Raw genomic sequence first — 23186 nt, 5'->3', positions numbered from 1 at the left:
GCCCGTATCCCGGGCCTCCGCGGCGCATATCCATTGGTTCTGTTCCTTTTTATTCCACAGACAGCAGATAGTAGTAGATGGGCTGTCCGCCGTCGTTTAACTCCACTTCACAGTCCGGGAACTGTGCCCGCACCTGCTCTGCCAGCGTTTCCGCCTCGTCCTCCGTCACGTCTGCGCCGTAGTAGATGCTGATCAGCTCCGCATCCTGGTCCGCCATGCGCCGGATGGTCTCCACGGTGGTCTCTGCCACGGATTCTCCCACAGCCAGCATACCGGAATCCCCGATGCCCATGATGTTGCCCTCCCGGATCTCCATGCCGTCAATGGTGGTATTCCGGACCGCATAGGTGATCTGTCCGGTGCGGATCCGTCCCATCTCTTCCGTCATGCTCTCCATATTTTCCTCCGGAGAGGCGTCCGGCATAAAGTTGATCAGGGCTGCGATCCCCTGGGGTACGGTTTTTGAGGGGACCACCAGGATCTTCTTATCCTCCACCAGGCTCTTTGCCTGCTCTGCCGCCAGGATGATATTCTTGTTGTTGGGAAGGATATAGATCACGTCGGCATTGACCTTATCAATGGCGTTTAACATATCCTCGGTGCTGGGATTCATGGTCTGGCCGCCTTCGATCAGATAGTCGGCGCCGATGCCCTTGAAGATCTCTCCTAGGCCCTCGCCGATGGAGACCGCAATAAAGCCGTAGGGCTTTCTGGGCTCCTCTTTCTTCTTCTGTTCTTCCCGTTCAGCCGCAGCCGCCTTTTCTGCGTTCTGGATCAGCCGCTCGTGGTGCTCCTCCCGCATATTGTCGATCTTCATCCGGGAAAGGGAGCCGTAGGTCAGAGCCCTTTCAATGGCAAGGCCCGGGTTATTGGTGTGGACATGGACCTTGACCACATCCTCGTCGGAGACTACTACCACACAGTCCCCCAGGGATTCCAGATAGCCCTTGAAGCTGTTCTCCTCTTTTTCCCCATATTCTTTTTCTACATTAATGATAAACTCCGTACAGTAGCCGAATTTAATATCCGCAGTATCGATCTCTTCCCGTCCGGCTGCCGCAGAACCGGTGTAGCCGCCGGTCTCCACCTGGGCGTCAAAGGGGATCCCCCTTCCTAAAAGGCCGTCCAGGCCGCCCTTCATCACCTGCATAAGGCCCTGGCCGCCGGAGTCCACCACGCCTGCCTGCTTTAACACAGGAAGCATTTCCGGCGTCTGGCTTAAGACGTAATCGCCGTGCTCGATGACCTTCTCAAGGAATTCCACGATATCGTCGGTCTCTGCCGCCAGCTCCACAGCCTTTTCCGCCATGCCCCTGGCAACGGTCAGGATCGTACCCTCTTTGGGCTTCATGACCGCCTTATAGGCCGTCTCCGCAGCTCTTGTGAAGGCGTTGGCAAGGACGGTCACTGTGATCGTATCCTCGCCGGCGATCTCCTTTGTAAAGCCTCTGAAAAGCTGGGATAAGATCACGCCGGAGTTACCGCGGGCCCCGCGCAGGGAGCCGGAAGATAACGCCTTGGCGATGGAGCCCATAGAAGGCTCTGCGATGGCAGCCACTTCCCTGGCAGCGGCCATGATGGTCATTGTCATATTGGTGCCCGTATCCCCGTCCGGGACAGGAAATACATTTAACTCATTAATCCATTCCTTTTTCGCTTCCAGGTTCTTGGCAGCAGAAAGAACTGCTGTCTGGAACAGAGAAGCGTCTGCGGATTTAATTCCCATGGATTACTTCCTCCTTAATCTATCACTCTCACGCCTTCAACGTAAATATTGATCTTTTCCACCGGCATCCCGGTAAATTCTTCTACTTTATATTTGACATTTTCGATCAGGTTGTCAGCAACCGTGGAGATGCTGACGCCATAGGATACGATCACATGGAAATCAATACTGATTGCATTGTCGTTGACTGTGACGTTGATGCCATGGGTCAGGCTTTCCCGCTTTAAAAGCTTCACAAGACCGTCTTTCATGCTGACCGCAGCCATTCCCACGATTCCGAAGCATTCCACAGCAGTCGTTCCGGCATAAAGCGCGATCACGTCCGTATCGATCAGGATCCGGCCCATTTTATTATTAATACATCCCTTCATAGTCCTGCCTCCATTTCCATTAAAATAAACGCCGGCGCCTGGATCCCCTGTAAAAAAACGTAAATCCGTATGCGCAGTCCCGTCGTTATGCGGCTAGTATACCATAACATACTACCACTGTCCATCTCTAAGAAAAATTTTTTCATAAAAATGAAGTATTTTTTTATTTTTCTCTTGCAAATTTCTACACTTTCTGCTATCATACATGTGTTATGGATTTTTGTATAAATCCCAAGAAGTGTTAAGGAGGTGCAATCATGGCAAAATGCGCTATTTGTGAAAAAGCTGCTCACTTTGGTAATGGAGTAAGCCATTCCCATAGAAGATCCAATAAAATTTGGAAAGCTAACGTTAAGTCTGTAAAGGTGAAAGTTAATGGCGGAGCTCAGAAGATGTATGTATGTACTTCTTGCTTAAGATCCGGTCTCGTAGAGAGAGCTTAATACCTCCGAACCAGATAACGACAAAACCAAGGCATGTGAACCGGAATCCGGTCCATATGCCTTTTTTGTTTTGTTCAGAAAGCTTCCCCCCCATGCCAGAAACAGGAATGTAAAAAGCGGCCCGCCGTGTCTCCACAGCTGACCGCTCCTGTTCCTTATCCGCATGCCTCTTTACGGTTCCTGATCCTCCTCGATCAGACGCATGCCCGCCGTCTCGGTCACAGGAAGGGAGAATACGATGGCCCTGGCCTTGGTCTCCAGCCCGGCTTTTTCCATGATGCTCGTCATGATGGCATTTTTTCCTTCCTTCCTGGTCACCATAAAGATCACCTCTTTTTCCTTTGCCAGGGAGACTCCGAAAAACTTCTCAACCTTTTCCGCCCCGGTCCCCTTGGCGTGGATCACGGTCCCGCCCGGCGCATGGGCCGTTCTGGCAGCATCCATTACAAGCTCCGTGTAGCCCTGGTTGGCGATCACCACCAAAAGCTCATACTTTGTATCCTTCAACGTGCTCTCCTCCCCCTTTACGAACCCACGGCCGTCCGTGAGAAACTCAAACTGCTTCTTTCCTCCGATGCTGCTGACGGGAACGATGAACGCGATCCCGCTTCCCGGTATATCGATCTTGATCTGGCGTTCCAGCCCGGTCTTTAACCGCTTCCACCCTTCCCCTGTGACAACAGAAAAGATCACCGCCTTCTCCGCCGCCTCCAGGCCAAAGGCATCCAGGATCTCCGAAGCCGCCGTTCCCCGGCCGTATGTAAGGAGAGTCACCGAAAGACCATACTCCCGGTAAAAATCCAGGAAACGCCGGGCCTGGTTCCGGTCACTGATGGTCGCCATCATATATAATCCGCTCATATAAACCTCATATTCTTTAAAATCCAGACTTTATCCTGCATGGACCTCCAAAGCCCTCTGTTTCCCAGTTACAGCTCGATGACCGCATTGTCATCGATGCCGTCAAAAGCCAGGACGCCAGTTCCGGCAGAAGCCTTCCTCTGCTTCCGTTCTGTGATCCTTGCATAGAGCCCCATGATCTGAATGGTGATCAGGGGCGTCATGGCAACCATGGCCACAACGCCGAAGGCATCCGTTACGATATTTCCTCCCAACGCCGTACAGGCTCCCTGGGCCAGGGGCAGCAGGAAGGCCGCCGTCATGGGTCCCGATGCCACGCCGCCGGAGTCAAAGGCAATGGCCGTGTAGATTTTTGGAACAAAGAAGGAAATTCCAAGGGCCACCGCATAGCCCGGGATCAAAAACCAGAGAATGGAGATTCCTGTGATCACGCGGATCATGGCCAGTCCCAGGGACACGGCCACGCCCACAGAAAGCCCGGCGCCCATGGCTCCGGCCGAGATGGCCCCGTCGGTGATCTCCTCCACCTGCTTATTTAAAACGTATACGGCCGGCTCTGCCTTGACGATGAAATATCCGATGACCATGGCGATGGGCACCAGGATCCATGTAAAACGGAAACCGGCCAGAACCTGGCCCAGATAATTTCCCGCCGGCATGAAGCCCGCGTTGGCACCGGTAAGGAACAGTACCAATCCCAGGTAGGTATAAACAAAGCCCACCAGGATCTTTTTCACCTTCCGTTTCGCCAGTTTTAACAGGAATATCTGAAAAATCATGAAAAACAGGAAGATGGGGAGAAGGGCCATGGCGATCTCCTTCATATATAAAGGGAAGTTCAGAAGGAACATGAGTCCCATTTCCCTGGAATCGCCAAACTCCTGGATCACCGGCGCTGTGTAGGCGGCATTCTGGGGATTGTAGATCATGCCCAGGATCATCACGGCCAGGATCGGCCCCACCGAGCACAGGGCCACCAGGCCGAAGCTGTCGTCGGCCGCATGGCGGTCGCTTCGGATGGCCGATACGCCCACGCCCAGGGCCATGATGAACGGCACGGTCATGGGACCGGTGGTAACGCCGCCGGAATCAAAGGCCACGCTTAAAAAATCCTTTGGCACAAAGGCCGCCAGGACAAATACCACGGCGTAGCAGACCACCAGGAGCGGCGGAAGGGCCATGGAAAACAGCATACGCAGGAGGGCGATCACCAGAAAGGCCCCAACCCCGCAGGCCACCGACAGGATCAGCGTCATATTGGGCACCGCCCGGCACCTGGCCCGCCAGAACCTGGAGATCCGGTTCTGAAATGGTGACGATAAACCCCAGAAGGAATGCCACTGCCACGATCACCGGCAGGTTCCGGCTCCTGGTCAGGCAGGTGCCAATGCGCTCGCCCATGGGCGTCATAGACATTTCCGCGCCCAGGGTAAAGAACATCATGCCCACCAGGATCAGCACTGCTCCCATGAGAAAGCACAGGAGGACGCTGGGAGAAATGGGCGCAATGGTAAAGCAGAGGAGCAGGACGATGCCGATGATGGGAAACACCGCCTGGGCCGCCTCTTTCCACTTTTCTTTTAATTTTTTTCTGATTCCAGACTGTTCACTCAACGTTTTCTTTCCTTTCTTACAGATCCGTTCCGTCTTATGAACAACAGAACAGATTATAACCCAGGATCAGAAGCGAAATGGCAATGACCACCATCACAAAGGATTTGGGGAGGATCAGTACCCAGGTCATGCCGACGCCGGTGCAGAAGATCATAAGGCCGCACAATCGTTTCATACCAGCCTCCATTGGAAAAGACGTTCTGGTACATCATATGCAGCCGGACTTCCTATTTTTCTTCTTTTGCCTCCGCTTCATAACCCGCTTTCATATCCTCCGCCTTTTCCATGGCCTCCGGGGAAATATCCTTTCCGCCCACAAAGCGGTTTACCAGATCCGGCACCATATCCAGAGCCTTTGTCATGGCGTCCTGGTGCCGGATGTTCACAAGCCGGGTCATTCCGTTCTGGATCACCAGGATGGCGCTGGGGGACATCCTGGCTCCCATGCCGCCGCCGGTATTGGCTTTGGAATTCTGGACATAGGAGCCGGCTCCCATGCCGCAGGACACGTCCATCAAGGGTATGATGACGGCATCCTCCACCTTTAACGGCTCTCCCACCACGGTCTTTGTCGTAATAAAATTATCCATACCCTTCAAAAGCGCGTCCACCGTTGAAGGAAACTGATTTTCTGCCATTTCTTACTCCTTTCTCCTGCCTCTTCCCCGCAGCAGCCTGCGGAAATTTTTGTTTAAGAATACACGGCCGGCGGTCCACAGGACTGTGGCTGCGCGGATCCGCCCCCGGATATGGACTTCTCCCTCCAGGATCTTTTCCTCAAATTCCGGGATCAGCGTGAAGCTTCTGGCGTAAACGCCGTAAAAGGGACTGACCGCCGCCAGTACCTGGCCCGTATAGCTGGGATCCTCAAACCCGAACCGCAGGGTTCCCTTAAGGGTCTGTGGAAGCAGATGGCGGATCAGCCGGACGATCTGCCGCCGTACCAGCCGGAAGGTCTTTTTGTTTTCCTCATCCGCGAGGGTCCTCTTAAGCTTCCGGTATTTCATCTTTGCAGAGTGGAACCGCTCTCTCATACGCGCTGCCGCGTTTTTTAACCGTTCCAGGCGGGACGGGCGTTTTTCTGCTTCCTCCATCCCGGTCTGCTGCGGCAGACGATCGGGACTCTCCTCCCCTGCTCCCAGAAGCTCGGCCATATGGACCATTTCCGGCTCCTGGTCCACAGGTATGCCGGCTTCCTCCTGTCCGGCCCCCGGACCGATGACCGGATCCTCCTGGGAACCGCCGGCCCCAGACATCTCCCCCTCCGGCCCGTATGGCGGAAAGCAGTCGTCCATCCCTGCCCAGGGATCCTCATTTCCCGTATCCTCCGTCTCCGGCTCCCTTTCCCAGAGGGTCTCCTGGAACGGCTGGAGCCATAAGATCTTCACCGTCACCACCAGCTTCTCCTCCCAGGAGGCCGTGACCCGGAAGGTACGGAACAGCCAGGAAATACAGGCCTCGCCTCTGGAGATCTTATAAAAGCTTCCATCCGCCCGGTACCGCACCGGAACAAAGAGGGCCAGGAGGACACCCGCCAGGATCAGCCCCAGGACTGCAAGCAGGATGATCCCCAGGATCTTCAGTATGAACAATAACACATGGAGCATTCCAGACTCCCCTACTCTTTCAGATTTCCCAGGAGAAAACCGGCAACGTCAAAGCCTCCGGTCTTCTGGTATACCTGGTTGACGATCCTGGCAGAAAGCCGGACCGCATCGTCGTGGTCGGCGGCGATCCCCAGGATCAGCATATCTTTTTCCTTATAATATGGCTGTGCCAGGGCCATGGCGGGATAAAGGTCCAGAAGGTTTTTCCCATTGGAGGGAAGGGTCAGGATCCAGTATCCTGTTTTTTTCCCTTCTCTCACTGCCTGGATGATGGAATACCGCCGTTTCTTCGCCTCATCCCCCACATACAGCCGTTCATAAAACCGCATCCTAGCCGCAGTATTTCAGGATACAGCGCCGCAGAAGATCCAGGGCCTCCATGGCTGACTGTTCCCGTATTTCTGTTCTGGAGCCGTGGAAATGGCACTCCTCCACCGTCACGTCGCCGTTCAGACAGCAGGCAATATAGACCAGGCCCACGGGCTTTTCATCGGTGCCGCCGTCTGGGCCTGCGATCCCGGTCACTGCCACAGCGGCCTCCGCATCGGCCTCCTCTGCTCCTCCGGCCGCCATTTCCCTGGCCGTGGGCTCACTTACAGCCCCGTATTTTTTCAGCGTATTTTTTCCCACTCCCACCATTTTCCGCTTGGCCTTATTGGAGTAGGTGACGAAGCCCTGGTTAAAGACCTCGGAGGCTCCGGCCACATTGACGATCTTCGACGCAATCATACCGCCGGTGCAGGATTCCACCGTGGTCACTGTCAGCTTGTTTTTCACCAGGAGACGGACCACGGCTTCCTCCATGGTCTCGTTTTCCCTGGTGGTATAGTACATATCTCCCAGGGCTTTTTTTATGGAACGGGATACGGGCCTTAGAAGCTCCTTTGCCCGTTCTTCATCAGTCTCCGCCGTTTCTGCCAGCACATGGACCTCCTTGCCCCGCCGTCTTGTATAGACCGGGACGGTGCTTCCCTGGTTCAGGATCTCCTTTAAGGCGTCTTTTACTTCGGTCTCGCTGACTCCATAGATCTTAAAGATCTGTCCATAGCCCTTTTCTGTTCTGATCATTACATTTTCCCTTCTTTCAGAACATTCACGTTTTTCGCAATATAATCCACCAGAGAGATCACAGTCAGGATCAGGGCGATCCATACCACAGCCGTTGTCACCATGGACAGGGCCGGGATCCCAACGATCAGAAGGACCACTGCGATCATCTGGAAGGTGGTCTTAAACTTTCCCCAGTAGCTGGCGGCAATGACCACCCCGTTGTCGGAGGCCACCAGACGGAAGCCGCTGATGATGAATTCCCGGCTGATGATCACAATGACCATCCAGGCCGGGAGCTCCTTAAGCTCCACCAGGCAGATCAAGGCCGAGCATACCAGCAGCTTATCGGCCAGAGGGTCCATAAATTTTCCAAAGTTGGTCACCAGATTGTATTTCCTTGCGATCTTTCCGTCCAGCATATCGGTTAAGCTGGCAATGATGAAGATCGCCGCGGCCACGTACCGCAGGGTCTGGTTTTCGCCGCCGTTATATAAAAGGGCCAGCACAAAGAACGGGATCATGATCACCCGCAGGATCGTCAGTTTATTCGGTAAATTCATCTTCAACCTCCCCAATCAGATCGTATTCCAGAGCGCCTGTGACCCGGACCCGTACAAAGTCCCCGGACATCAGGGAAAGCCCTGTGTTCACAAAGATCAGCCCGTCCACGCCTGGGCTGTCCATATAGGTGCGGCCCACATAGGCGTTTTCGTCGGCCACCTTTCCCTCGATCATCACTTCCAGAACGTTTCCCTTCATGGACTCGGACTTTTCAAAAGCAATGTCCTGCTGAAGCTCCATGATCTCCGCCCTCCGGTCCTCCTTCACCTCATCGGGTACCTGGTCCTTAAAGGAATAGGCCGGGGTATCCTCCTCCGGAGAGTAAGCGAAGACGCCCAGGCGGTCAAACTCCATATCGTCCACAAACTCCATGAGGGTCTCATGGTCCTCCTCCGTCTCCCCCGGGAAGCCGGAAATAAAGGTGGTTCGCAGAGCGATATCCGGGATCTCCCGGCGGAGCTTTGCCACCAGCTCCCGGATCTCCTTATTGCTGGTCCGCCGTCCCATGCGCTTAAGAATGGCGTCACTGGCGTGCTGGATAGGAATATCCAGATAGTGGCAGACCTTCTCTTCATTCTTTATGGTCTCGATCAGCTCGTCGGTGATCTCCTCGGGATAACAGTACTGGAGACGGATCCACTGGATCCCCGGAATCGAAGAAAGCCGCCTTAAAAGCTCCGGAAGCTTCTTTTCCCCGTACAGGTCCTTTCCGTAAAGGGTGGTCTCCTGGGCCACCAGGATCAGTTCCTTTACCCCCTGGTCCGCCAGCTCCCTGGCCTCCTTTTCCAGCTGCTCTATGGGAACGCTCCTGTATCTTCCCCTTAAATAAGGAATGATGCAGTAGGTGCACCGCTTATCGCAGCCCTCAGCGATCTTTAAAAATGCGTAGTGGCCGCCGGTGGTCACCAGCCGCTTCGTTTCCTTGCCCACCGGTGCGTCGATGTCCTTAAATACCAGTGTTTTTTCACCCTTTAAAGCCTCTCTTATGGCTCCGGCGATCTCCTCATAGGATGTGGTGCCTAAAACGGCATCCACCTCCGGGATCTCCTCGGTAATCTCGTTTTTATACCGCTCCGCCAGGCATCCGGTGACGATCAGGGCCTTCAGACGGCCGCTCTTTTTAAGCTCTGCCATCTCCAGGATGGTGTTGACGCTCTCTTCCTTGGCATCCCCGATGAAGCAGCATGTGTTGACGACGATCACATCGGCATCCGATTCATCGTCCACAAAGCTGTATCCCTCTCCGCCCAGGATCCCGAGCATTTTTTCCGTATCCACCAGGTTTTTATCACAGCCCAGTGATATGAAAAGCAGATTCATTCCAGTTTTTCCTTTCTTTTGAAAAAAAGGGGAAGCCAGCAGTAAATCCCTAGAGCTGTTCTCCCCCCTTTGTTCCTCTTATTCTTCCTTTTCAGCCTCTTCTGCGGCGTCTTTGGCACCGCACTCTGCTTCATCGTTCTCTGTCAGAGAAGCCTCCTCCGGCAGCTCCTCCTCTTCGGGAAGGATCGTCACCTTCTGCTCGTATAATTCCTGTACGGCTGTGGAAAGCGGCTTCTTTCTCGCTGCTCCGGCCACTAAGGGATCGGCTCCGGCGATCAGCTGTCTGGCGCGCTTGGCTGCCGCGATCACGATGGAATAACGGCTCTGGACCACCGGCTGCTCACCCGGCTCCACGCCGCTGTTTACTGCCTCGATCAGGTCTGTATAAGATGGATGTAACATAAAAGGTCTCCTTTCGCGTTCTGCGTTCTTTAACAGCCGCCTTTTCCTCCGGCAGCTGCTCCCTGCTTCTATATATTACCGGCTGAGGCCCGGATCCGCCATGGATCAGAGGCTTTCCGCCAGTTCATGCAGCTCTGTTTTTATCCGGTCCATCAGCGTTCTGCTGTTTCCGGCCTTTAAGTGCTGGGACTGGATCAGATGGTGGAGCTCCTCCACGCACTGGTCCACGGTGTCGTTCACCAGGATGTAATCATAGGACTCCATTTCCTCGGATTCCTCCAGAGCCCGTTTTAAACGGCTGGCGATCACTTCCTCCGTCTCTGTTCCGCGGCTCACCAGCCTCCGCTTCAGCTCTGCGGCTGTGGGCGGCACCACGAAGATCAGGATGGCGTCCGGGTACTGCCTTTTCACATTCAGCGCACCCTGGATCTCGATCTCAAGGATCACGTCCTTCCCCTCGGCCATTTTGGATTCCACATAGGATCTGGGAGTCCCGTAATAATGGTTCACATACCGGGCGTGCTCGATGAGGCGGTCGTTCTGGATCAGCTCCTCAAACTGCCCGTCGGTCATAAAGAAATATTCCCGTCCGTCCTGCTCTCCGGGACGGGGAGCTCTCGTGGTGGCAGAAATGGAAAGCGCATAATTATCGTATTTCTCCAACAGCGCCTTCATGACCGTTCCCTTGCCTGCCCCGGAAAAGCCCGAGACAACGGCCAGCATCCCTTGTCGTTTCATAGTCATCACTCCAGTATTATTCAATGTTCTGAATCTGCTCTCTTACTTTTTCGATCTCTGTCTTTAAAAGGATCCCCTGGTCTGAGATCTCCAGATCATTGGATTTGGACAGGATCGTATTGGATTCCCGGTTCATCTCCTGGGCAATAAAATCCAGCTTCCTCCCCACGCTGCCGCCGGCCAGAAGCTCCTTCTTCATTCCCTCGATATGGCTCCTTAAGCGGACCGTCTCCTCGTCCACACAGATCTTATCGGCAAAGACCGTCACCTCTGTGAGGATCCTGGACTCGTCGATGGTGGAGTTCTGGAGAAGCTCCCGTACCTTGTCTCCCAGCCGCTGCCGGTATTCCTCCAGGATCTTCGGGGAACGCTCCTCGATAAAGTCCACCATAGACAGCATATGGTCCAGCTTTCCGATCAGGTCGTTCTTCAGGTTCTCTCCCTCTCTGAGCCTTGTCTCCACAAAGTTTTCAGCGGCTCCCTTCAGGACCTCCTGAAGCATGGCCCACATGTGCTCCTCGTCCTCCGGCACCTGCTCCATGGTAAGGACCTCCGGGCACCGGGAGAGCATGGAAACGGTCACATCGTCCTCCAGACCGAACTGCTCTGCCATCTTTTCAAAGTTTTTCATATATTCGGCGGCCAGTGTGCTGTTATATTTTAAGGAAACCTGGTCCTCCGTATAATCCTCGTAGGTAATAAACACATCGACCTTGCCCCTCTGGATATAATCCTTTAAGAGGGTCCGCATCGCCGCCTCGAAATAGTTGAATTTCTTGGGCATTTTGATGCTCAGGTCCAGATAGCGGTGGTTCACTGCCTTGATCTCAACAGATATCTTACATTCATCCGTCACAGCCTCGCACCGGCCGAAACCGGTCATGCTTTTTATCATTTTCAACCATGCCTCGCTTTCACATAGATAAAATCATTATAAGGCAAATGGAAAAGGTAGTCAACCAGTTTTGCCCATGAGATACCGCTTCCTATATTTTAACTGCACATAGGTCATGACCTGCTTCCAGCAGACCGGATTGGAAAGGCCGCCGAAGGCTCCCACCACCGGAAGGCCCTGGATAAATTTGGCGGCCAGCATGTCTATGGCAAAGGCGTTTCCCGCCGCCTGGATCTGTGCCTCCAGATCCTCTTCGGATACGGTCAGTTCTTTCTTCTGAACCAGCGTATAGATCAGCCTGTCCACCCGTGCGTTGTTCTCGGCCCACTGCTCCCCCCGGCTGACAGAAGCCTCCAGGAGACATAAGATAAAAAACCGTTCCTCCGGCGTATCATAGGAAAATCCAAAATACAGCGCCGTCTCATAAACACCCCTTAAAAGCATGGCCGTAAATATGGCGATGTCCGGCAGGCCCACGCCTAAAAGCCCCAGCCCCAGGCCCTCCGCCGCGCTGACAGCCTGGTTTTTCAAATTCCTTCTGGCAGCCTCGGTCCGGAGCTTTTTGTACTCCTTCCGGCTTTCCTTTAAATCCAGGGAAAAATCCCGGACCTTAAAATCCTTTTCCAGTTCGTCCCTCCGGTAGGTCTTTTCGATCAGAGGATTCCCCTTTTCAAAAATCGTCCGGAAGGCCATGCAGAACGCCTTCTGAAGGTTTTCCGACATCTTTGGAGGGATCCTGGCCGTCAGCGCCTCCTTCCAGCCGGGCTCTGTACGGGACAAAGCCCTTTGCTCCAGCCGTTTCTCTTCCTTTTCGATTTTCTCCAGCTCCAGGGTCACTGGAGATTTTTTTATGAATTTCATGCTCTCTTCCACCTCCTGCGGCTGTTTTCTACGGATTATAGCAGAAACAGAAGAAAATTAAAACAGGTGTAAGAAAAATGTCAGACTTTTCTTTTGCCCTTCTGGTATAATGAAATCAAAGAAATCCTTGAAAAACCGCTCTGAGGTCCGCTTGATCTCACTGGAAACAAGAAGATACCAGACACGAAACGAAAACAGAAAAGGAGGGGCCTATGAAGCTTAAAAAACGTATATTCCATATCATGACCATTTCTCTCCTCATACTGTCGGCGGTCCTTCTTTCCGCCTGCGGGAAACAGGAGACGGCAGGATCCATGAAACTCACAAAAGCCGAGCTTTCCCACAAGGAAAAAGCGCTGGCAGACCTGCTGGCTCCCGTAGGTTCGTCCCGTTTATTTGACTTCACCGTGAATGAGACCATCCGGCAGGTTACGGTCACCACGTATGAGCTGAAAAACGGACAATGGGACCGGTTCACATCCAACAGCACTCCCCTGTCCGGCAGCCAGGGGCTCTTGTTTCTCGGATTTGAAAATATCCCCGATGGGATCCGGACCGGCATACAGATTAATGAAAAAAACAGCGTGAGCCAATGGGAGCCGTTTGAAAGCGCCGAAGAGTCCTCCGCCCCGTCCGCCTGTGTTACCAGACAGCTGGAGCAGCCTGCGGATATTATCCCGGAAGAAGAGATTCCTGTGATCCTCCAGATCCTGGATTCCGGAGGCACCATAGAGACCCTGGACCTGGACTTTTTCCACGACCCGTCCAGGGCAGAAGGCTATGGATATGACCGGGTCTTTTGTATTACCGTTTCTTTTAGCCAGACGCCTTTAAGATAAACAGGAGGTGGAACTCTATGAAAGGAAGAAATGACCGATTTACGATCTCAATATACCTGCTGCCGCTTTTCCTGGCTGTTTTTCTCACCGCCTGCGAGGTCAGGGACTCTTATATGAACGCTGAGGTGATTTCCGCAGATGAAACGTCCATCACGGTCCGGTCCATAAAGGCCGGAGACTCCCATGCCCCCAGGGGCGTGCTGGAGGCAGAGACCCTGATCCTTGACCTGACCGGCTATGACAGCGTATCCATCCCCGAAGGTCTGGCTCCCGGCGATGGGATCCGTGTCCTCTTTAATCCGGATTCCTTTAAAAAAGGAGAAGTTCCGGAAATCGGGATCGTGTTCCAGATCTACCGTCTGGATGAGGACGGGGAGGTGGTGATAAGCCATGAAGAAATATCCGCATCTGAAAGCAGCAAAGCTCCAGAGCCGGGCCGGCCAGTCAAATGGTTTGACTGTCTCCATGGAGACGAAATGGTCTGGGATGATGTCAGAGAGTATGATCTGGAGGAATTTCCAGAAACCACCTTTCGCTGGAGCGCAGAGCAGCTGGAAGCTGTGAAGGGAAGCGAAATTACCCCTCTCTATAATGGAATGCCCATCTGGAGCGTTTATTTCTGTGATCTCACCGGAGACGGCAAACCAGAGCTTTGCTCCACCTTGAGTATTGGCTCAGGAATCGTCAACGACCAGATCCTGGTCTATGACTATGCGGAAGGCACCGGTTATGATCTTTCGGACCGGGGGAATTTTGATTATGTCCTTACTGTACAGGAGGATTCTCTTATTGCTGAAAAAAGGGCTTATCAGGAGGATGCGCTCATTGAGTCCGGCGAGCTGGTGCTCTCGGATGGTATTCTTCAGATAAAACCCCAATGATCGCTTCACCTTTATAAGACCATCGCCTAAGCAAAACCGGAATATGAAGTTATGAGGAGGTGCTTCCATGAAATTAGTCAGTCCGAAAAACCTGCTTGTATCTCTGCTTGGCTGTGCGTTTGTCGTTCTGAAAATAGTGACCTTTGATGGGGTCGCGGATCTGTTCTGGATCCTGTTCATTGGATACCTGTCCGTCAAGTGTCTGGCCGCGGGATTGTCCCAGGAAGCCTATGACAAAGATATAAAACAGGCACAGCAGGCAAAGGTCCTGTACCGCGACCTGTTTGGGAAATTTGCATACGTTGCGGCAGATATCCCGATCCTTCTTCTCCTTTTCACCGGCCTCCTGGCTGTGATCTGCCCCATAACAGCGTTTCTCAGAGCTGTCCTGATCACCCTTTTGATGGCAGCGGCCGGGTATGCGGTCTGGTTATGCTGGTATGTTTCAAGGCATAAGCGGCAGCGTATGTTTAAAGGCGAATGGGGAACCGGGGTCTTAAGCCCAGAGGAGGAGAAAGCATGGAAACGGTCCGGCCTGTGGCACGGCATTCTCCTGGGGATCTCTGCGGTATTTTGTGCTTTTTATTTCATTTTTGGGAATTCGTGGATTTCATGAATCGATCGGATATAAGACTGAAAAACGCTATCTGCGCCTGGGGAGGAACGTTTCCTTCTTTAAATTAATGCAGGATTTGCCAGACCGCAGGTCCCACACTCAGATTTTCTGAAGAACATCAGACCTGAGCAGGAGAATATCATAAAATAAAGACCGCAACGCATCCGTTTGTCCGAGTGCTTTGCAGCCTTTTGCATTGTATGGTGAAAAGTGCGATCCATTTCGTATAAATTTTCAGAAAAAATCATGTGATACTGTTCATATTGCCATTTATCAGAATCGCCGACTTTCACCGATTTCTGCGTTCATACCGTTCCTTAGATGAGATTGCTGGGGATAAAGCAGTTATCTGTATCAATCGGGATCGGCTCCTCGCACATACAAATAATTCCGCCATTTCCACGGTTCAAAGATGCCTTGTCGATTACGCTGTATTTTTTGACTTCACGGCGGTCAGGTGAGGCACTCTTTTTAATCTCCAACGGATGAATGACATTATTTTCTTCCACAAACACATCGATCTCTTTGGCATTGGAGTCCCGAAAATAGGTGAGGTTCACTTTAGATTTTGCATAAGCATAATTCTTAACAAGCTCCATCACAACATAGTTCTCGTAGTAATGACCGCTTGCAGCACCATTACGCAGCGTATCCGGCGTCAGCCACATAGAGAGATACGCACACAATCCGGTATCGCAGAAATACAGCTTCGGGGTTTTGCTGAGCCGCTTCAATTCATTGTTGAAATACGGTGCAAGCAGATAGACGATGTGAAGCCCTACCAGCACTTTCAGCCATTCCTTTGCGGTACTCGGTGCAATATCGGCAGATTCAGCCAGCGTTGCGTAATTGACCTGTTCCGATACAAGGGAAGCACACCCCACAAGGAACTTATGGAACCGCACAGTATCTGTAATACCTCCAGCCTCAGCCACGTCCCGCATCAGATAAGTGTCAATATACGAGTTGAAATATTCCTGCCGCAGCTCGTTATCCACGCCCTGCACCTGCGGCATACCGCCCTCCCAAATGTGATTGAACACTTGAAGCACGTCATTTTTGGGAAGTTTACGCTGTCTTGCCTGCAGGGTAGCAAGTGAAAAATCCAAATCGGTATCAAAGACCATTCCGGCTTTTTCTCTTGCGGAAAGGCTATACAGCTCCAGTATCCCGATTCTTCCGGCAAGTGTTTCACGCACTCGCTCCATCATTTTGTACTGTTGGGAACCGGTCAGCCAAATAAGGCCTTTTTCATCGCTTTCATCGCAAATCACCTTGATCTGCTCAAAAAGCTCCGGGGCTTTCTGTACTTCATCAATGAGAATCGGCGGCTTATAGGTCTGGAAGAACAGCACCGGGTCGCTCTCCGCCAATTCTCTTGCCATCGCATTGTCCATCGTAACATAGGTTCTGCCGCTGTCGGCTAAGTGCTTCAGCATGGTGGTTTTTCCCACCTGTCTTGCACCGGTCACAAGGATCACCTTGAAAAAATCATTGAGTTTTAGAAACTTCCGTTCCAGTTCTCGTGTAATATATTCCATCATGCACCTCCTATTTTACGATAATCTATGATAAATCATATTTTATCATAATATATCCGTATAATCAAGAGAATATACACATTATGGTTTTTACCTTTTTTGTGAACGCTGAAAAAGCCGATGACTGGCGGAATATTTTTCCCACGGTTGACTGAAAGCACCCCCGTCGATTGGAAAACAATTTTCTGCTTATCCAAAGAGAAATACCCGTCTGAGCTGTCACGGATAGGGGATGATCTCAATGGGAACCGGTGCAGAACGCCGCAGAGCCTCCATAAAGACCTCATAATTCTGTGCATTGCCCGACAGGTCGGAGGCGAGCTGCGGCAGGTTCGTATCGGTGTCACGCTTTTCCTCTTCGATTTTCTTTTTGAAGGGCGTGGGAGCAATAATTTTGATGCCTTTTCCGCCTTCCATTACGTTGTGTCCAAACCGATCTCTCCACCTGTTGATGCCAGCCATCAAAGCAGCATTTGGCTTCTGCATATAGATTAGCATGGTATTGTTTACGCTGTACTTTTCAATCCCTCGTTCTATGCTGCCGGTAATGTCTTTCATCCGTTCTTTATTGGTCAAAGACAAACTCAATGTGAGTGCTGTCCAGTTTCATCAGCCTAGATTTCACCAGCTCCGCGGGGTAATCGTCCCCGGCAATGCGGATGGTCTTCCGGACGCTGCATACGGTTTCTGTCAGCAAGGTCACGATCTCGTCCAGCATATTCCAGTCAATCCCCTTGGCGTACTGGCAAAGGTGTTCATACTCGATGAATTGCGTTGGTTTTTCCTGCGCAGGCTTTTCTCCACGGTTCTGTTCCGGCTTTCTTAGGCGTCAACCTTTCCCAAATCTATAATTTCTTCTAAGATATGGATCTGCGCCATACTTACCTTCAAGATACTGTTTATCAAATTTGAAATCTTCACAATCATTTCTCAAACGGAATTTATACAAAAGTAAGGGTGAAAAGCCTGCTTCAGGCCTTTCACCCTTCATGGATCATTGAAGAACTTTATTATAATATAGGATATCCCATATAAACAGACCAATAAGCGCCGCTCCGAGGACTGCGTACCAGATGGTCACAAGATTGGCCTTCCGTTCCCTGCGTAAATAGGAGCCCAGATGTACGATCCAGAGGATCAGCGCAGCGTATTCAAAAAGTTTCCATCGTGTAACCATAAATAACAGCAGCAGTACGCTTACTCCGCCGATCATCTTCTCTGTCCTGTCTCTCATACCGTTCTCCTTTCCGTGTGTCTGATCTTCCGCCTCCAGTCTCCACTAAAAGCCATCCATTTCCATCGCTGTTCCTTTATTAACCCTATTTTATCAGATAAGAATGCGTTCCTTCTGCTGTCTATGGATCTGCCAGCAGCTCCAGGCTGTTTTTCAGATTTTCCGGGAATGGATAAAATTCAAACCTGTTACGCTCATCCCGCCCCTTCCATATTATGATCTTGTAAGAAAGACTGGAATAGGTGACCATCCTCTCCTCTTCGTAAATTTTCTTATTCCACGGAAAAAACAGGAAAAAAGAAAAAACAAACGTCAAAATGAATGTATAAAGATAAATGCGCAAGTCTATGTCCCCCTCCCTTACAGGTGCACTTTCTTTTCTTTCTGTCCCTACACCACATGGTTTTTCAGGTTTTCAGGGAATAGATAAAACTCAATATCATCTTTCCCGCCGATGGTTCTCCATATGATCAGTTCATATGTAAGGCTGGAATATATGGTCGTTCCTCCATCCTCATAAACCTTCTCACTCCATGGATAAAACAGAAAAAAGCCAAAAAACATCGTAACAGCAATAATACATAAGCATGCGGTTATTTTTTTCATTTCTGTTTCCTCGCTTTTGTTCAAATTAATAGCTTTCCAAAATCTTACTGTACGGAATACTTTCTCCTGTCTGTAAGTCTGTAACAAAAGCTTCAAGTGTAACAATATCATTATTAATTGTTTCTGAATAAACAATTCTTAAGAGCCTTGTCTCTCCATCAATTTTTTCATACACATCAAATCCATCTTCGAAGTCTTTATTTATAGAATATTTCTTTATGTTTTCCATTGAATTTATACTGCTGACAATAGAATCCACGGAATCTTTCATAATTTTATTTCTTGAAAAAATAACATCCCCCCTTGCATTAGTAACATAATAATCGGATGTCATTATTCCATCAATTACTTTTACAAAGCTATCATAGCCATACTTAGAATCATACAGCATATACATATCTTCATCTAAAAATTCCATACTAGTATTTGTTTTTTGATCCTCATTTGAAATAATAAATTTAGTATCTCCACCAAGGATTCTGTAATTCCGACAAGCATCATATAATGGCACTGACTCTTGTGCAACCACAGCAGCCTCCGTTAAAGTCGCGCCTCTTCCCAGTTCTCTAACCAATGCCGGTCCAAATACATTATCTGAATCATGGAGAACAGGATTTGTAAAGCCAAACACTCCAAGAACGCCCGCATCCTGGCAAATAGATAACAAATCACCTTTTCCTGGATTGCCATTTTCATCTGTCCCTGGAACCCCCGTAGAGCAACTGAAAAATAAAGCAATCTTACAATTATTCATATCATTCCCTTCAATTTTGGTGCAAGAATAATCATTCGCATCTACTCCAGTCAACCGTCCAGAAAGTGCTGTATGGGAACGGAAAATGGCACATCCCTGTCCACCATGACCGTTATGGACAAACAATCCAGTATTTAAATACGTTTTTCCATCTGGAATATTGCCATCTATATTAAATACATCAGATGCAACTTTATTAGTTCGCAAATCACCCTTAAGTCCATATAAATTTGTTAATATATCAGCAACTTCTTCTGCTCTAGCCATAGTATTAATTTCCTTAACATCTCCGTCCAATGTATAGTCATGTCCATAGGAAATAAAACGTTCAGATGGACTATCAAGGAGATTCCCATCTGGCCCTAAATAATAATCAAAACTTTTTCCATAATTGGCACTATGAATACTTTGCCATCCTGTCGCCATTGCACCAAAAGGAAGTTCACTAATATCACCAGGATTCAAATAATACCAATTGTTATTGATATATCTCCATCCTACATACATATATCCATCATGATTAAAATAATACCAATGATTTTCAATGTACTCCCAGGTGTTTTTTGCAAAAGTCCCGTCTGGGTACTCCCACCACCATCCAATCTCGTCTTTTTTCCATGTACCTTCTGCATTTGCTGCTTTGATTAATGCCTGTGGTGTAGATGATGTAACTATTTCATTAATTTCTATATCTGTGTTAGGGATACGAATTGCCCCCATCGCGCTTATCGTGCAACTCGCTGCAATACAAACAATAGCTATTCTTATAACTCTTTTCATACTTTACCTCCTCGTATAATAAGTTTGTAAGCAAGAAAGACAGCTTACAGATGTATTCTTTTTTGTGTATAAATGGTAAAGACATCTAAGAGGAATTCCCCTCATCCCAATTCCCATTTATACAGTTGATAAGTTACATTTCAATATAGGTAGATCCTGTGGTATGATATCAGGTAAAGTCTGATGTCCGAAGGCACTGCTGTCCCTCCTTTCAGCTGACTTAGTCCGAGACTGCTTTTCAAGCATTCAGCCTGGCACATGTGGCACATTCCGATGACACAGAATTTTCATCCCCAGCCGTTAGCCCCAGCAAGAAAGGCTGACTATGCTCATTGCGCGAGGTTTCGGTCACCGTATGCAGCACAGGATAAACCTTTTGCTTCAGGCTTCAAAAATCTACATCGGAATGGAGGTGATATCATGTTAAAGATCAACTATATGTCCACCTTGTTTGTTGGTATTGATGTAAGTTCAAAGACCAACGCTGTCTATGCCATGGACTTTGAGGAAAACAAATACCTCTCTTCGTCATTTGGCAATAATCAGCCGGGCGCCGACAAGCTTGTGAATATGATTGCGGAGTGTATGCACAAGCATAAAAATCTGGATACGCTTCTTATCGTGCTGGAATCTACTTCTGTATACAGCGTGCATATTTCAAACTTCCTGTCGACCAGCGAGGTTCTCATGCCCTAAAAGCCTTATGTCTTCTGTGTCAACCCAAAGACTACTGCGAATTACCGCAAGTCCTATATCGGAATGGAAAAGACCGATCCTGCAGATGCATACCTCATTGCGGACTTTGCCAGGGTAGGCCATACCAAAAAGCTGGAGCCTGGCGCGGCGGGCAATTTGTAGCCATGAAACGCCTTACAAGGCACCGTACGCACCTTTCTGAGTGTATCGCCAGGGAGAGGGGGAAGCCTATATGGTCTCTAATCTTTATCTGAAGCTCAGTGAGTTTCAGATCCTTAAAGGGGATGACAGGCCCTTTGGCAATCTCTACGGTACTGCGTCCTCAACAGTCCTGACGGAGTTCCTGTCCCCACAGGAGATCATCGATATGCCGGAGGATGAGCTGCTTACCTTCCTTGCATAAAAGAGCAGGAACCGTATCTCTGACATATCCAAAACTTCCGAACTTCTGCGGAAGGCAGCCAGGGATTCCTACCGCTTAGACAAGTGCATGTACGAACCGCCGAACGTTTCACTGGCAAGCTCGTTTAACTGCATCCATGCCTATCAGAAAGAAATTAAGCTGATTGAACAGGCCATTCATCAATGGGATGAACCCTAACGCCTTGATTATCCTTCAATCCATACCTGGAATAGGTCCGGTATGGGCATCCGGGATACTATCAGAAATAGGCGATATAACAGCGTTTCATTCGTCCGATGCCCTTGCCAAATATGCCGGGCTTTACTGGCCCAAGGGGGACTCCGGGGATTTCGTTTCTGAAGACAACCAAATGTCGAAAGCCGGAAATCCCTATCTTCGCTACTATCTTGGCGAAGCGGCGAACAGCGTCAGGAAGCACATCCCTAAATACGCTGATTTTTATGCCAGAAAGTATGCTGAGGTAACCAAACATCAGCACAAAAGAGCACTCGCGCTTACATCTCGTAAATTTGTACGACTTGTTTTTGGATTGCTGGTCAAGAACCAACTGTACACCGGCGAAAAGCTGGACGCCGAATTAAATACGGAATCTTAATAACGCTCATTTTTCAAGAACTGATTTTTAAGCGATGGTGAAGTGCGCCCTTTTTTAGGAAAAACCCATCAAAATCTTTTTAAATATCTCTTGACATATCACCAGAATGCCCCAAAATTAAAATCAGTTTATTTTTAATAATTTTATTATTTATTTGTGATTTTGTCAATTTCTTTTTTTGTTTTTAATAATAAAATGTGATACAGTAAAAGTATCAGTTTTTTGTTTTCTGCATCTATACGCATCTTCTGGCATGATAATAGAAAAACGGTATTTACTGCGGGAGAAATGCTCAAAGCTGACGTAGCACTTTTACAGCGCAAAAAACGCCGTCCCCCACGGGGCTGTGATCAGCCCGCAGGGAAACGGCGTTTTTCTTTCTAAGATTTTCAATTATAAGGGCATGATCCCGAACAGGACGGCAACGATCATGCAGATAAAGCTGAAGCCCCATACCCATAAAAAGCTGTTCTTGATATGGTCCTTGATGTCCACGTCTGCCAGGCCAACGCCCAGAAGGGTGGCGGGAACCATGGGGCTGATGAAGGTGGCGCAGTTTCTGCACACCACCATGGCAACGGCAATGGGAGTGGCGGCGATGCCGAAACCCTCTCCGATCCCGATCATTACCGGAAGCATTCCGTAGAAATAGCTGTCCGTATCGAAGGCCAGGGCCAGAGGCACGCTTAAAATACCGATCACCAGCGGCAGGTGGCGTCCCAGCACAGCCGGTAAAAAGCCGCTGATCAGGCCGGACATACAGGTGATGACGCTTTCTGTGCCCTCCACGTTCTTTACAAGAACGCCCATGAGAACGGCTGCTCCCATGAGGGTGGAGCACATCATAAGGGCCGGACCGGCGTGGAGATTGATGATCTTCTTCTGCATTTTCGCCCCCGGATAATTTACCAGGATCGCCAGGGCCACGCCCATCATAAAGGGAACGTAGCTGGGGAAGATGTCCAGGATCAGAAGGGCAATGACCGCAATGGTAAGGAACACGTTAAAAAAGAACAATCTGGGACGGGCCAGCTCGCTGGCGGCTTCCGCTGCCGCTGCTTCTGCCGGGCTCACTGCTGCCTGGCCCTCAGTCTGGGCCAGGAGCCCGTTTAATCCGGCTCCCCGCTTCTTTTCAATGATGCCGTTGACAACGGCCACGGCCAGAGCCAGGATGATCCCGCAGGCCTGGATCGGCATGATGGTGCGCCATAAGGCTCCGGCCTCGATGCCCAGGACTGTGGCCGCCCGCATGGTGGGACCAGCCCAGGGCATCAGGTTCAGTACGCCCATGGAAAGCACCGCGATCCGCAGCATGGTAGTGGGACGCATATGCATCCTTTTATAGACTGGCAGCATGGCCGGGACCACGATACAGAAGGTGGAAGCGCCGCCGCCGTCCAGATGGCCGATGAGTGCGATGATGCAGGTCATGATACAGACGCCCACCACGCTGTCCTTCACCAGAAGCATCAGCTTCCCGATGATCACGTCGAACATCCCGGCGTCGGTCATGATACCGAAATACAGGACACTGAACACGAACAGGGCCGCTGTGGGACCGGTGCTGGAAAAGCCGCTCTTAATGAGGGATGCAATGTCCTCCCAGGTATAATATTTTCCCAGGACCAGCACAAGAGCCAGGATCATCGGAAAAACGATGAAGGCAATGCTGGGCAGGGTCTTACTTTTGAACAGTGTCACCACGATGGCGACGATACAGGCGAATCCAAGGATTCCTACAAGGGTACCCGACATACTTTTTCTCTCCTTT

Annotated in this window: 25 protein-coding genes and 4 pseudogenes; 7 read left to right on the top strand and 22 right to left on the bottom strand. The window is 50.3% G+C overall.

Annotated features, from left to right (window positions below):
• Nucleotides 1-49: 49 nt before the first annotated feature.
• Together OCV69_RS01635 and OCV69_RS01630 are read right to left on the bottom strand one after the other, a co-directional pair.
• Nucleotides 50-1726, bottom strand: coding sequence for a DAK2 domain-containing protein (locus OCV69_RS01635; protein ID WP_158357100.1), 1677 nt, complete (start codon nucleotides 1724-1726; stop codon nucleotides 50-52).
• A gap of 14 nt (nucleotides 1727-1740) precedes the next feature.
• Nucleotides 1741-2097, bottom strand: a complete 357-nt coding sequence (locus OCV69_RS01630) for an Asp23/Gls24 family envelope stress response protein (protein WP_022272634.1) — start codon at nucleotides 2095-2097, stop codon at nucleotides 1741-1743.
• Nucleotides 2098-2354: 257 nt separating this feature from the next.
• On the opposite strand from OCV69_RS01630, the gene rpmB reads away from it, so the two are divergent.
• On the top strand, nucleotides 2355-2540 hold the full coding sequence (rpmB, locus tag OCV69_RS01625; protein ID WP_158357099.1) for a 50S ribosomal protein L28: 186 nt from the start codon (nucleotides 2355-2357) through the stop codon (nucleotides 2538-2540).
• 171 nt (nucleotides 2541-2711) lie between these two features.
• On the opposite strand, the gene OCV69_RS01620 is transcribed toward rpmB, so the two are convergent.
• The 13 genes and pseudogenes from OCV69_RS01620 to OCV69_RS01560 form a co-directional block, all read right to left on the bottom strand.
• Nucleotides 2712-3401 carry a P-II family nitrogen regulator gene (locus OCV69_RS01620; RefSeq protein ID WP_158357098.1) on the bottom strand — a complete coding sequence of 230 codons (690 nt, stop codon included), beginning with the start codon at nucleotides 3399-3401 and terminating at the stop codon, nucleotides 2712-2714.
• A gap of 68 nt (nucleotides 3402-3469) precedes the next feature.
• Nucleotides 3470-4997, bottom strand: a pseudogene (locus OCV69_RS16930) (DUF1538 domain-containing protein).
• Nucleotides 4998-5049: 52 nt separating this feature from the next.
• The gene (locus OCV69_RS01610) at nucleotides 5050-5190 is read right to left on the bottom strand and encodes a hypothetical protein (protein ID WP_022272630.1); all 141 of its coding nucleotides are present in this window, start codon (nucleotides 5188-5190) and stop codon (nucleotides 5050-5052) included.
• Between the two features lie 52 nt (nucleotides 5191-5242).
• On the bottom strand, nucleotides 5243-5653 hold the full coding sequence (locus tag OCV69_RS01605; RefSeq protein WP_158357097.1) for a GerW family sporulation protein: 411 nt from the start codon (nucleotides 5651-5653) through the stop codon (nucleotides 5243-5245).
• A 3-nt stretch (nucleotides 5654-5656) separates the two neighbouring features.
• Entirely contained in the window at nucleotides 5657-6622 is a 966-nt protein-coding gene (locus tag OCV69_RS01600) for a DUF2953 domain-containing protein (protein WP_158357096.1), read from the bottom strand.
• Between the two features lie 11 nt (nucleotides 6623-6633).
• Entirely contained in the window at nucleotides 6634-6951 is a 318-nt protein-coding gene (locus OCV69_RS01595; RefSeq protein WP_158357095.1) for a hypothetical protein, read from the bottom strand.
• Nucleotide 6952: 1 nt separating this feature from the next.
• A complete protein-coding gene (locus OCV69_RS01590; RefSeq protein WP_158357094.1) occupies nucleotides 6953-7690 on the bottom strand; it encodes a nicotinamide-nucleotide amidohydrolase family protein in 738 nt (245 codons plus the stop codon).
• Complete coding sequence (gene pgsA, locus OCV69_RS01585) at nucleotides 7690-8232, bottom strand: CDP-diacylglycerol--glycerol-3-phosphate 3-phosphatidyltransferase (RefSeq protein ID WP_158357093.1); 543 nt, start codon at nucleotides 8230-8232, stop codon at nucleotides 7690-7692. The genes OCV69_RS01590 and pgsA overlap by 1 nt, the downstream gene beginning before the upstream one ends.
• Entirely contained in the window at nucleotides 8216-9553 is a 1338-nt protein-coding gene (rimO, locus tag OCV69_RS01580; protein WP_158357092.1) for a 30S ribosomal protein S12 methylthiotransferase RimO, read from the bottom strand. Before rimO ends, pgsA begins: the two co-directional genes overlap by 17 nt.
• 78 nt (nucleotides 9554-9631) lie before the next feature.
• On the bottom strand, nucleotides 9632-9955 hold the full coding sequence (gene rpoZ, locus OCV69_RS01575; RefSeq protein ID WP_022272622.1) for a DNA-directed RNA polymerase subunit omega: 324 nt from the start codon (nucleotides 9953-9955) through the stop codon (nucleotides 9632-9634).
• Between the two features lie 105 nt (nucleotides 9956-10060).
• Nucleotides 10061-10693 (bottom strand): guanylate kinase, encoded by a 633-nt coding sequence (gmk, locus tag OCV69_RS01570; protein WP_022272621.1) that lies wholly within the window; start codon nucleotides 10691-10693, stop codon nucleotides 10061-10063.
• 16 nt (nucleotides 10694-10709) lie between these two features.
• Nucleotides 10710-11588 (bottom strand): YicC/YloC family endoribonuclease, encoded by an 879-nt coding sequence (locus OCV69_RS01565; protein WP_022272620.1) that lies wholly within the window; start codon nucleotides 11586-11588, stop codon nucleotides 10710-10712.
• A 60-nt stretch (nucleotides 11589-11648) separates the two neighbouring features.
• The gene (locus OCV69_RS01560) at nucleotides 11649-12449 is read right to left on the bottom strand and encodes an EcsC family protein (RefSeq protein ID WP_158357091.1); all 801 of its coding nucleotides are present in this window, start codon (nucleotides 12447-12449) and stop codon (nucleotides 11649-11651) included.
• Nucleotides 12450-12661: 212 nt separating this feature from the next.
• Between OCV69_RS01560 and OCV69_RS01555 the strand changes: the two genes are divergently transcribed.
• The 3 genes from OCV69_RS01555 (at nucleotide 12662) to OCV69_RS01545 (ending at nucleotide 14785) form a co-directional block, all read left to right on the top strand.
• A complete protein-coding gene (locus OCV69_RS01555) occupies nucleotides 12662-13288 on the top strand; it encodes a hypothetical protein (RefSeq protein WP_158357090.1) in 627 nt (208 codons plus the stop codon).
• A gap of 17 nt (nucleotides 13289-13305) precedes the next feature.
• Nucleotides 13306-14169 (top strand): hypothetical protein, encoded by an 864-nt coding sequence (locus tag OCV69_RS01550; RefSeq protein WP_158357089.1) that lies wholly within the window; start codon nucleotides 13306-13308, stop codon nucleotides 14167-14169.
• 67 nt (nucleotides 14170-14236) lie between these two features.
• The gene (locus tag OCV69_RS01545; RefSeq protein WP_158357088.1) at nucleotides 14237-14785 is read left to right on the top strand and encodes a hypothetical protein; all 549 of its coding nucleotides are present in this window, start codon (nucleotides 14237-14239) and stop codon (nucleotides 14783-14785) included.
• A 317-nt stretch (nucleotides 14786-15102) separates the two neighbouring features.
• Here OCV69_RS01545 and OCV69_RS01540 read toward each other — a convergent pair whose 3' ends face one another.
• From OCV69_RS01540 to OCV69_RS01515, 6 genes and pseudogenes are all read right to left on the bottom strand, one after another.
• The gene (locus OCV69_RS01540) at nucleotides 15103-16329 is read right to left on the bottom strand and encodes an ATP-binding protein (protein ID WP_262562923.1); all 1227 of its coding nucleotides are present in this window, start codon (nucleotides 16327-16329) and stop codon (nucleotides 15103-15105) included.
• 167 nt (nucleotides 16330-16496) lie between these two features.
• Nucleotides 16497-16902: pseudogene (locus OCV69_RS16925) on the bottom strand (ArdC-like ssDNA-binding domain-containing protein); the annotation flags it as partial.
• Nucleotides 16898-17092 (bottom strand): annotated as a pseudogene (locus OCV69_RS01530) (DUF6017 domain-containing protein); the annotation flags it as partial. The pseudogenes OCV69_RS16925 and OCV69_RS01530, both read right to left, overlap by 5 nt.
• 228 nt (nucleotides 17093-17320) lie before the next feature.
• Entirely contained in the window at nucleotides 17321-17560 is a 240-nt protein-coding gene (locus tag OCV69_RS01525) for a hypothetical protein (protein ID WP_158357087.1), read from the bottom strand.
• 390 nt (nucleotides 17561-17950) lie between these two features.
• Nucleotides 17951-18166, bottom strand: a complete 216-nt coding sequence (locus tag OCV69_RS01520) for a hypothetical protein (protein WP_215653004.1) — start codon at nucleotides 18164-18166, stop codon at nucleotides 17951-17953.
• Between the two features lie 25 nt (nucleotides 18167-18191).
• Nucleotides 18192-19700 carry an N-acetylmuramoyl-L-alanine amidase family protein gene (locus tag OCV69_RS01515; RefSeq protein ID WP_158357086.1) on the bottom strand — a complete coding sequence of 503 codons (1509 nt, stop codon included), beginning with the start codon at nucleotides 19698-19700 and terminating at the stop codon, nucleotides 18192-18194.
• Between the two features lie 258 nt (nucleotides 19701-19958).
• On the opposite strand from OCV69_RS01515, the pseudogene OCV69_RS16770 reads away from it, so the two are divergent.
• The 3 genes and pseudogenes from OCV69_RS16770 (at nucleotide 19959) to OCV69_RS16760 (ending at nucleotide 21415) form a co-directional block, all read left to right on the top strand.
• A pseudogene (locus OCV69_RS16770) lies at nucleotides 19959-20558 on the top strand (IS110 family transposase).
• A gap of 70 nt (nucleotides 20559-20628) precedes the next feature.
• The gene (locus OCV69_RS16765; protein WP_262562922.1) at nucleotides 20629-20799 is read left to right on the top strand and encodes a hypothetical protein; all 171 of its coding nucleotides are present in this window, start codon (nucleotides 20629-20631) and stop codon (nucleotides 20797-20799) included.
• A gap of 163 nt (nucleotides 20800-20962) precedes the next feature.
• Nucleotides 20963-21415: a transposase gene (locus OCV69_RS16760; RefSeq protein ID WP_262562921.1), complete on the top strand. Its 453-nt coding sequence runs from the start codon at nucleotides 20963-20965 to the stop codon at nucleotides 21413-21415.
• Nucleotides 21416-21808: 393 nt separating this feature from the next.
• Here OCV69_RS16760 and OCV69_RS01495 read toward each other — a convergent pair whose 3' ends face one another.
• On the bottom strand, nucleotides 21809-23170 hold the full coding sequence (locus OCV69_RS01495) for a CitMHS family transporter (protein WP_158357085.1): 1362 nt from the start codon (nucleotides 23168-23170) through the stop codon (nucleotides 21809-21811).
• Nucleotides 23171-23186 lie beyond the last annotated feature (16 nt).

The sequence above is a fragment of the Alitiscatomonas aceti genome, assembly GCF_025567195.1.
Classification (GTDB): domain Bacteria; phylum Bacillota; class Clostridia; order Lachnospirales; family Lachnospiraceae; genus Alitiscatomonas; species Alitiscatomonas aceti.
The sequence above is the reverse complement of the archived record's forward strand: the minus strand, read 5'-3'. Positions and strand labels throughout refer to the sequence as shown.

Coding starts and splice junctions, on each gene's coding strand:
- OCV69_RS01495 (WP_158357085.1), bottom strand. CDS start 23,170: ATGTCGGGTACCCTTGTAGGAATCCTTGGATTCGCCTGTATCGTCGCC.
- OCV69_RS01605 (WP_158357097.1), bottom strand. CDS start 5,653: ATGGCAGAAAATCAGTTTCCTTCAACGGTGGACGCGCTTTTGAAGGGT.
- OCV69_RS01525 (WP_158357087.1), bottom strand. CDS start 17,560: ATGAGAGACAGGACAGAGAAGATGATCGGCGGAGTAAGCGTACTGCTG.
- OCV69_RS01595 (WP_158357095.1), bottom strand. CDS start 6,951: ATGCGGTTTTATGAACGGCTGTATGTGGGGGATGAGGCGAAGAAACGG.
- OCV69_RS01555 (WP_158357090.1), top strand. CDS start 12,662: ATGAAGCTTAAAAAACGTATATTCCATATCATGACCATTTCTCTCCTC.
- OCV69_RS01545 (WP_158357088.1), top strand. CDS start 14,237: ATGAAATTAGTCAGTCCGAAAAACCTGCTTGTATCTCTGCTTGGCTGT.
- OCV69_RS01620 (WP_158357098.1), bottom strand. CDS start 3,401: ATGAGCGGATTATATATGATGGCGACCATCAGTGACCGGAACCAGGCC.
- OCV69_RS01550 (WP_158357089.1), top strand. CDS start 13,306: ATGAAAGGAAGAAATGACCGATTTACGATCTCAATATACCTGCTGCCG.
- rpoZ (WP_022272622.1), bottom strand. CDS start 9,955: ATGTTACATCCATCTTATACAGACCTGATCGAGGCAGTAAACAGCGGC.
- OCV69_RS01515 (WP_158357086.1), bottom strand. CDS start 19,700: ATGAAAAGAGTTATAAGAATAGCTATTGTTTGTATTGCAGCGAGTTGC.
- OCV69_RS01520 (WP_215653004.1), bottom strand. CDS start 18,166: ATGAAAAAAATAACCGCATGCTTATGTATTATTGCTGTTACGATGTTT.
- gmk (WP_022272621.1), bottom strand. CDS start 10,693: ATGAAACGACAAGGGATGCTGGCCGTTGTCTCGGGCTTTTCCGGGGCA.
- OCV69_RS16765 (WP_262562922.1), top strand. CDS start 20,629: ATGGTCTCTAATCTTTATCTGAAGCTCAGTGAGTTTCAGATCCTTAAA.
- pgsA (WP_158357093.1), bottom strand. CDS start 8,232: ATGAATTTACCGAATAAACTGACGATCCTGCGGGTGATCATGATCCCG.
- rimO (WP_158357092.1), bottom strand. CDS start 9,553: ATGAATCTGCTTTTCATATCACTGGGCTGTGATAAAAACCTGGTGGAT.
- OCV69_RS01590 (WP_158357094.1), bottom strand. CDS start 7,690: ATGATCAGAACAGAAAAGGGCTATGGACAGATCTTTAAGATCTATGGA.
- OCV69_RS01560 (WP_158357091.1), bottom strand. CDS start 12,449: ATGAAATTCATAAAAAAATCTCCAGTGACCCTGGAGCTGGAGAAAATC.
- OCV69_RS01610 (WP_022272630.1), bottom strand. CDS start 5,190: ATGAAACGATTGTGCGGCCTTATGATCTTCTGCACCGGCGTCGGCATG.
- OCV69_RS01565 (WP_022272620.1), bottom strand. CDS start 11,588: ATGATAAAAAGCATGACCGGTTTCGGCCGGTGCGAGGCTGTGACGGAT.
- OCV69_RS01630 (WP_022272634.1), bottom strand. CDS start 2,097: ATGAAGGGATGTATTAATAATAAAATGGGCCGGATCCTGATCGATACG.
- OCV69_RS01540 (WP_262562923.1), bottom strand. CDS start 16,329: ATGATGGAATATATTACACGAGAACTGGAACGGAAGTTTCTAAAACTC.
- rpmB (WP_158357099.1), top strand. CDS start 2,355: ATGGCAAAATGCGCTATTTGTGAAAAAGCTGCTCACTTTGGTAATGGA.
- OCV69_RS01635 (WP_158357100.1), bottom strand. CDS start 1,726: ATGGGAATTAAATCCGCAGACGCTTCTCTGTTCCAGACAGCAGTTCTT.
- OCV69_RS01600 (WP_158357096.1), bottom strand. CDS start 6,622: ATGCTCCATGTGTTATTGTTCATACTGAAGATCCTGGGGATCATCCTG.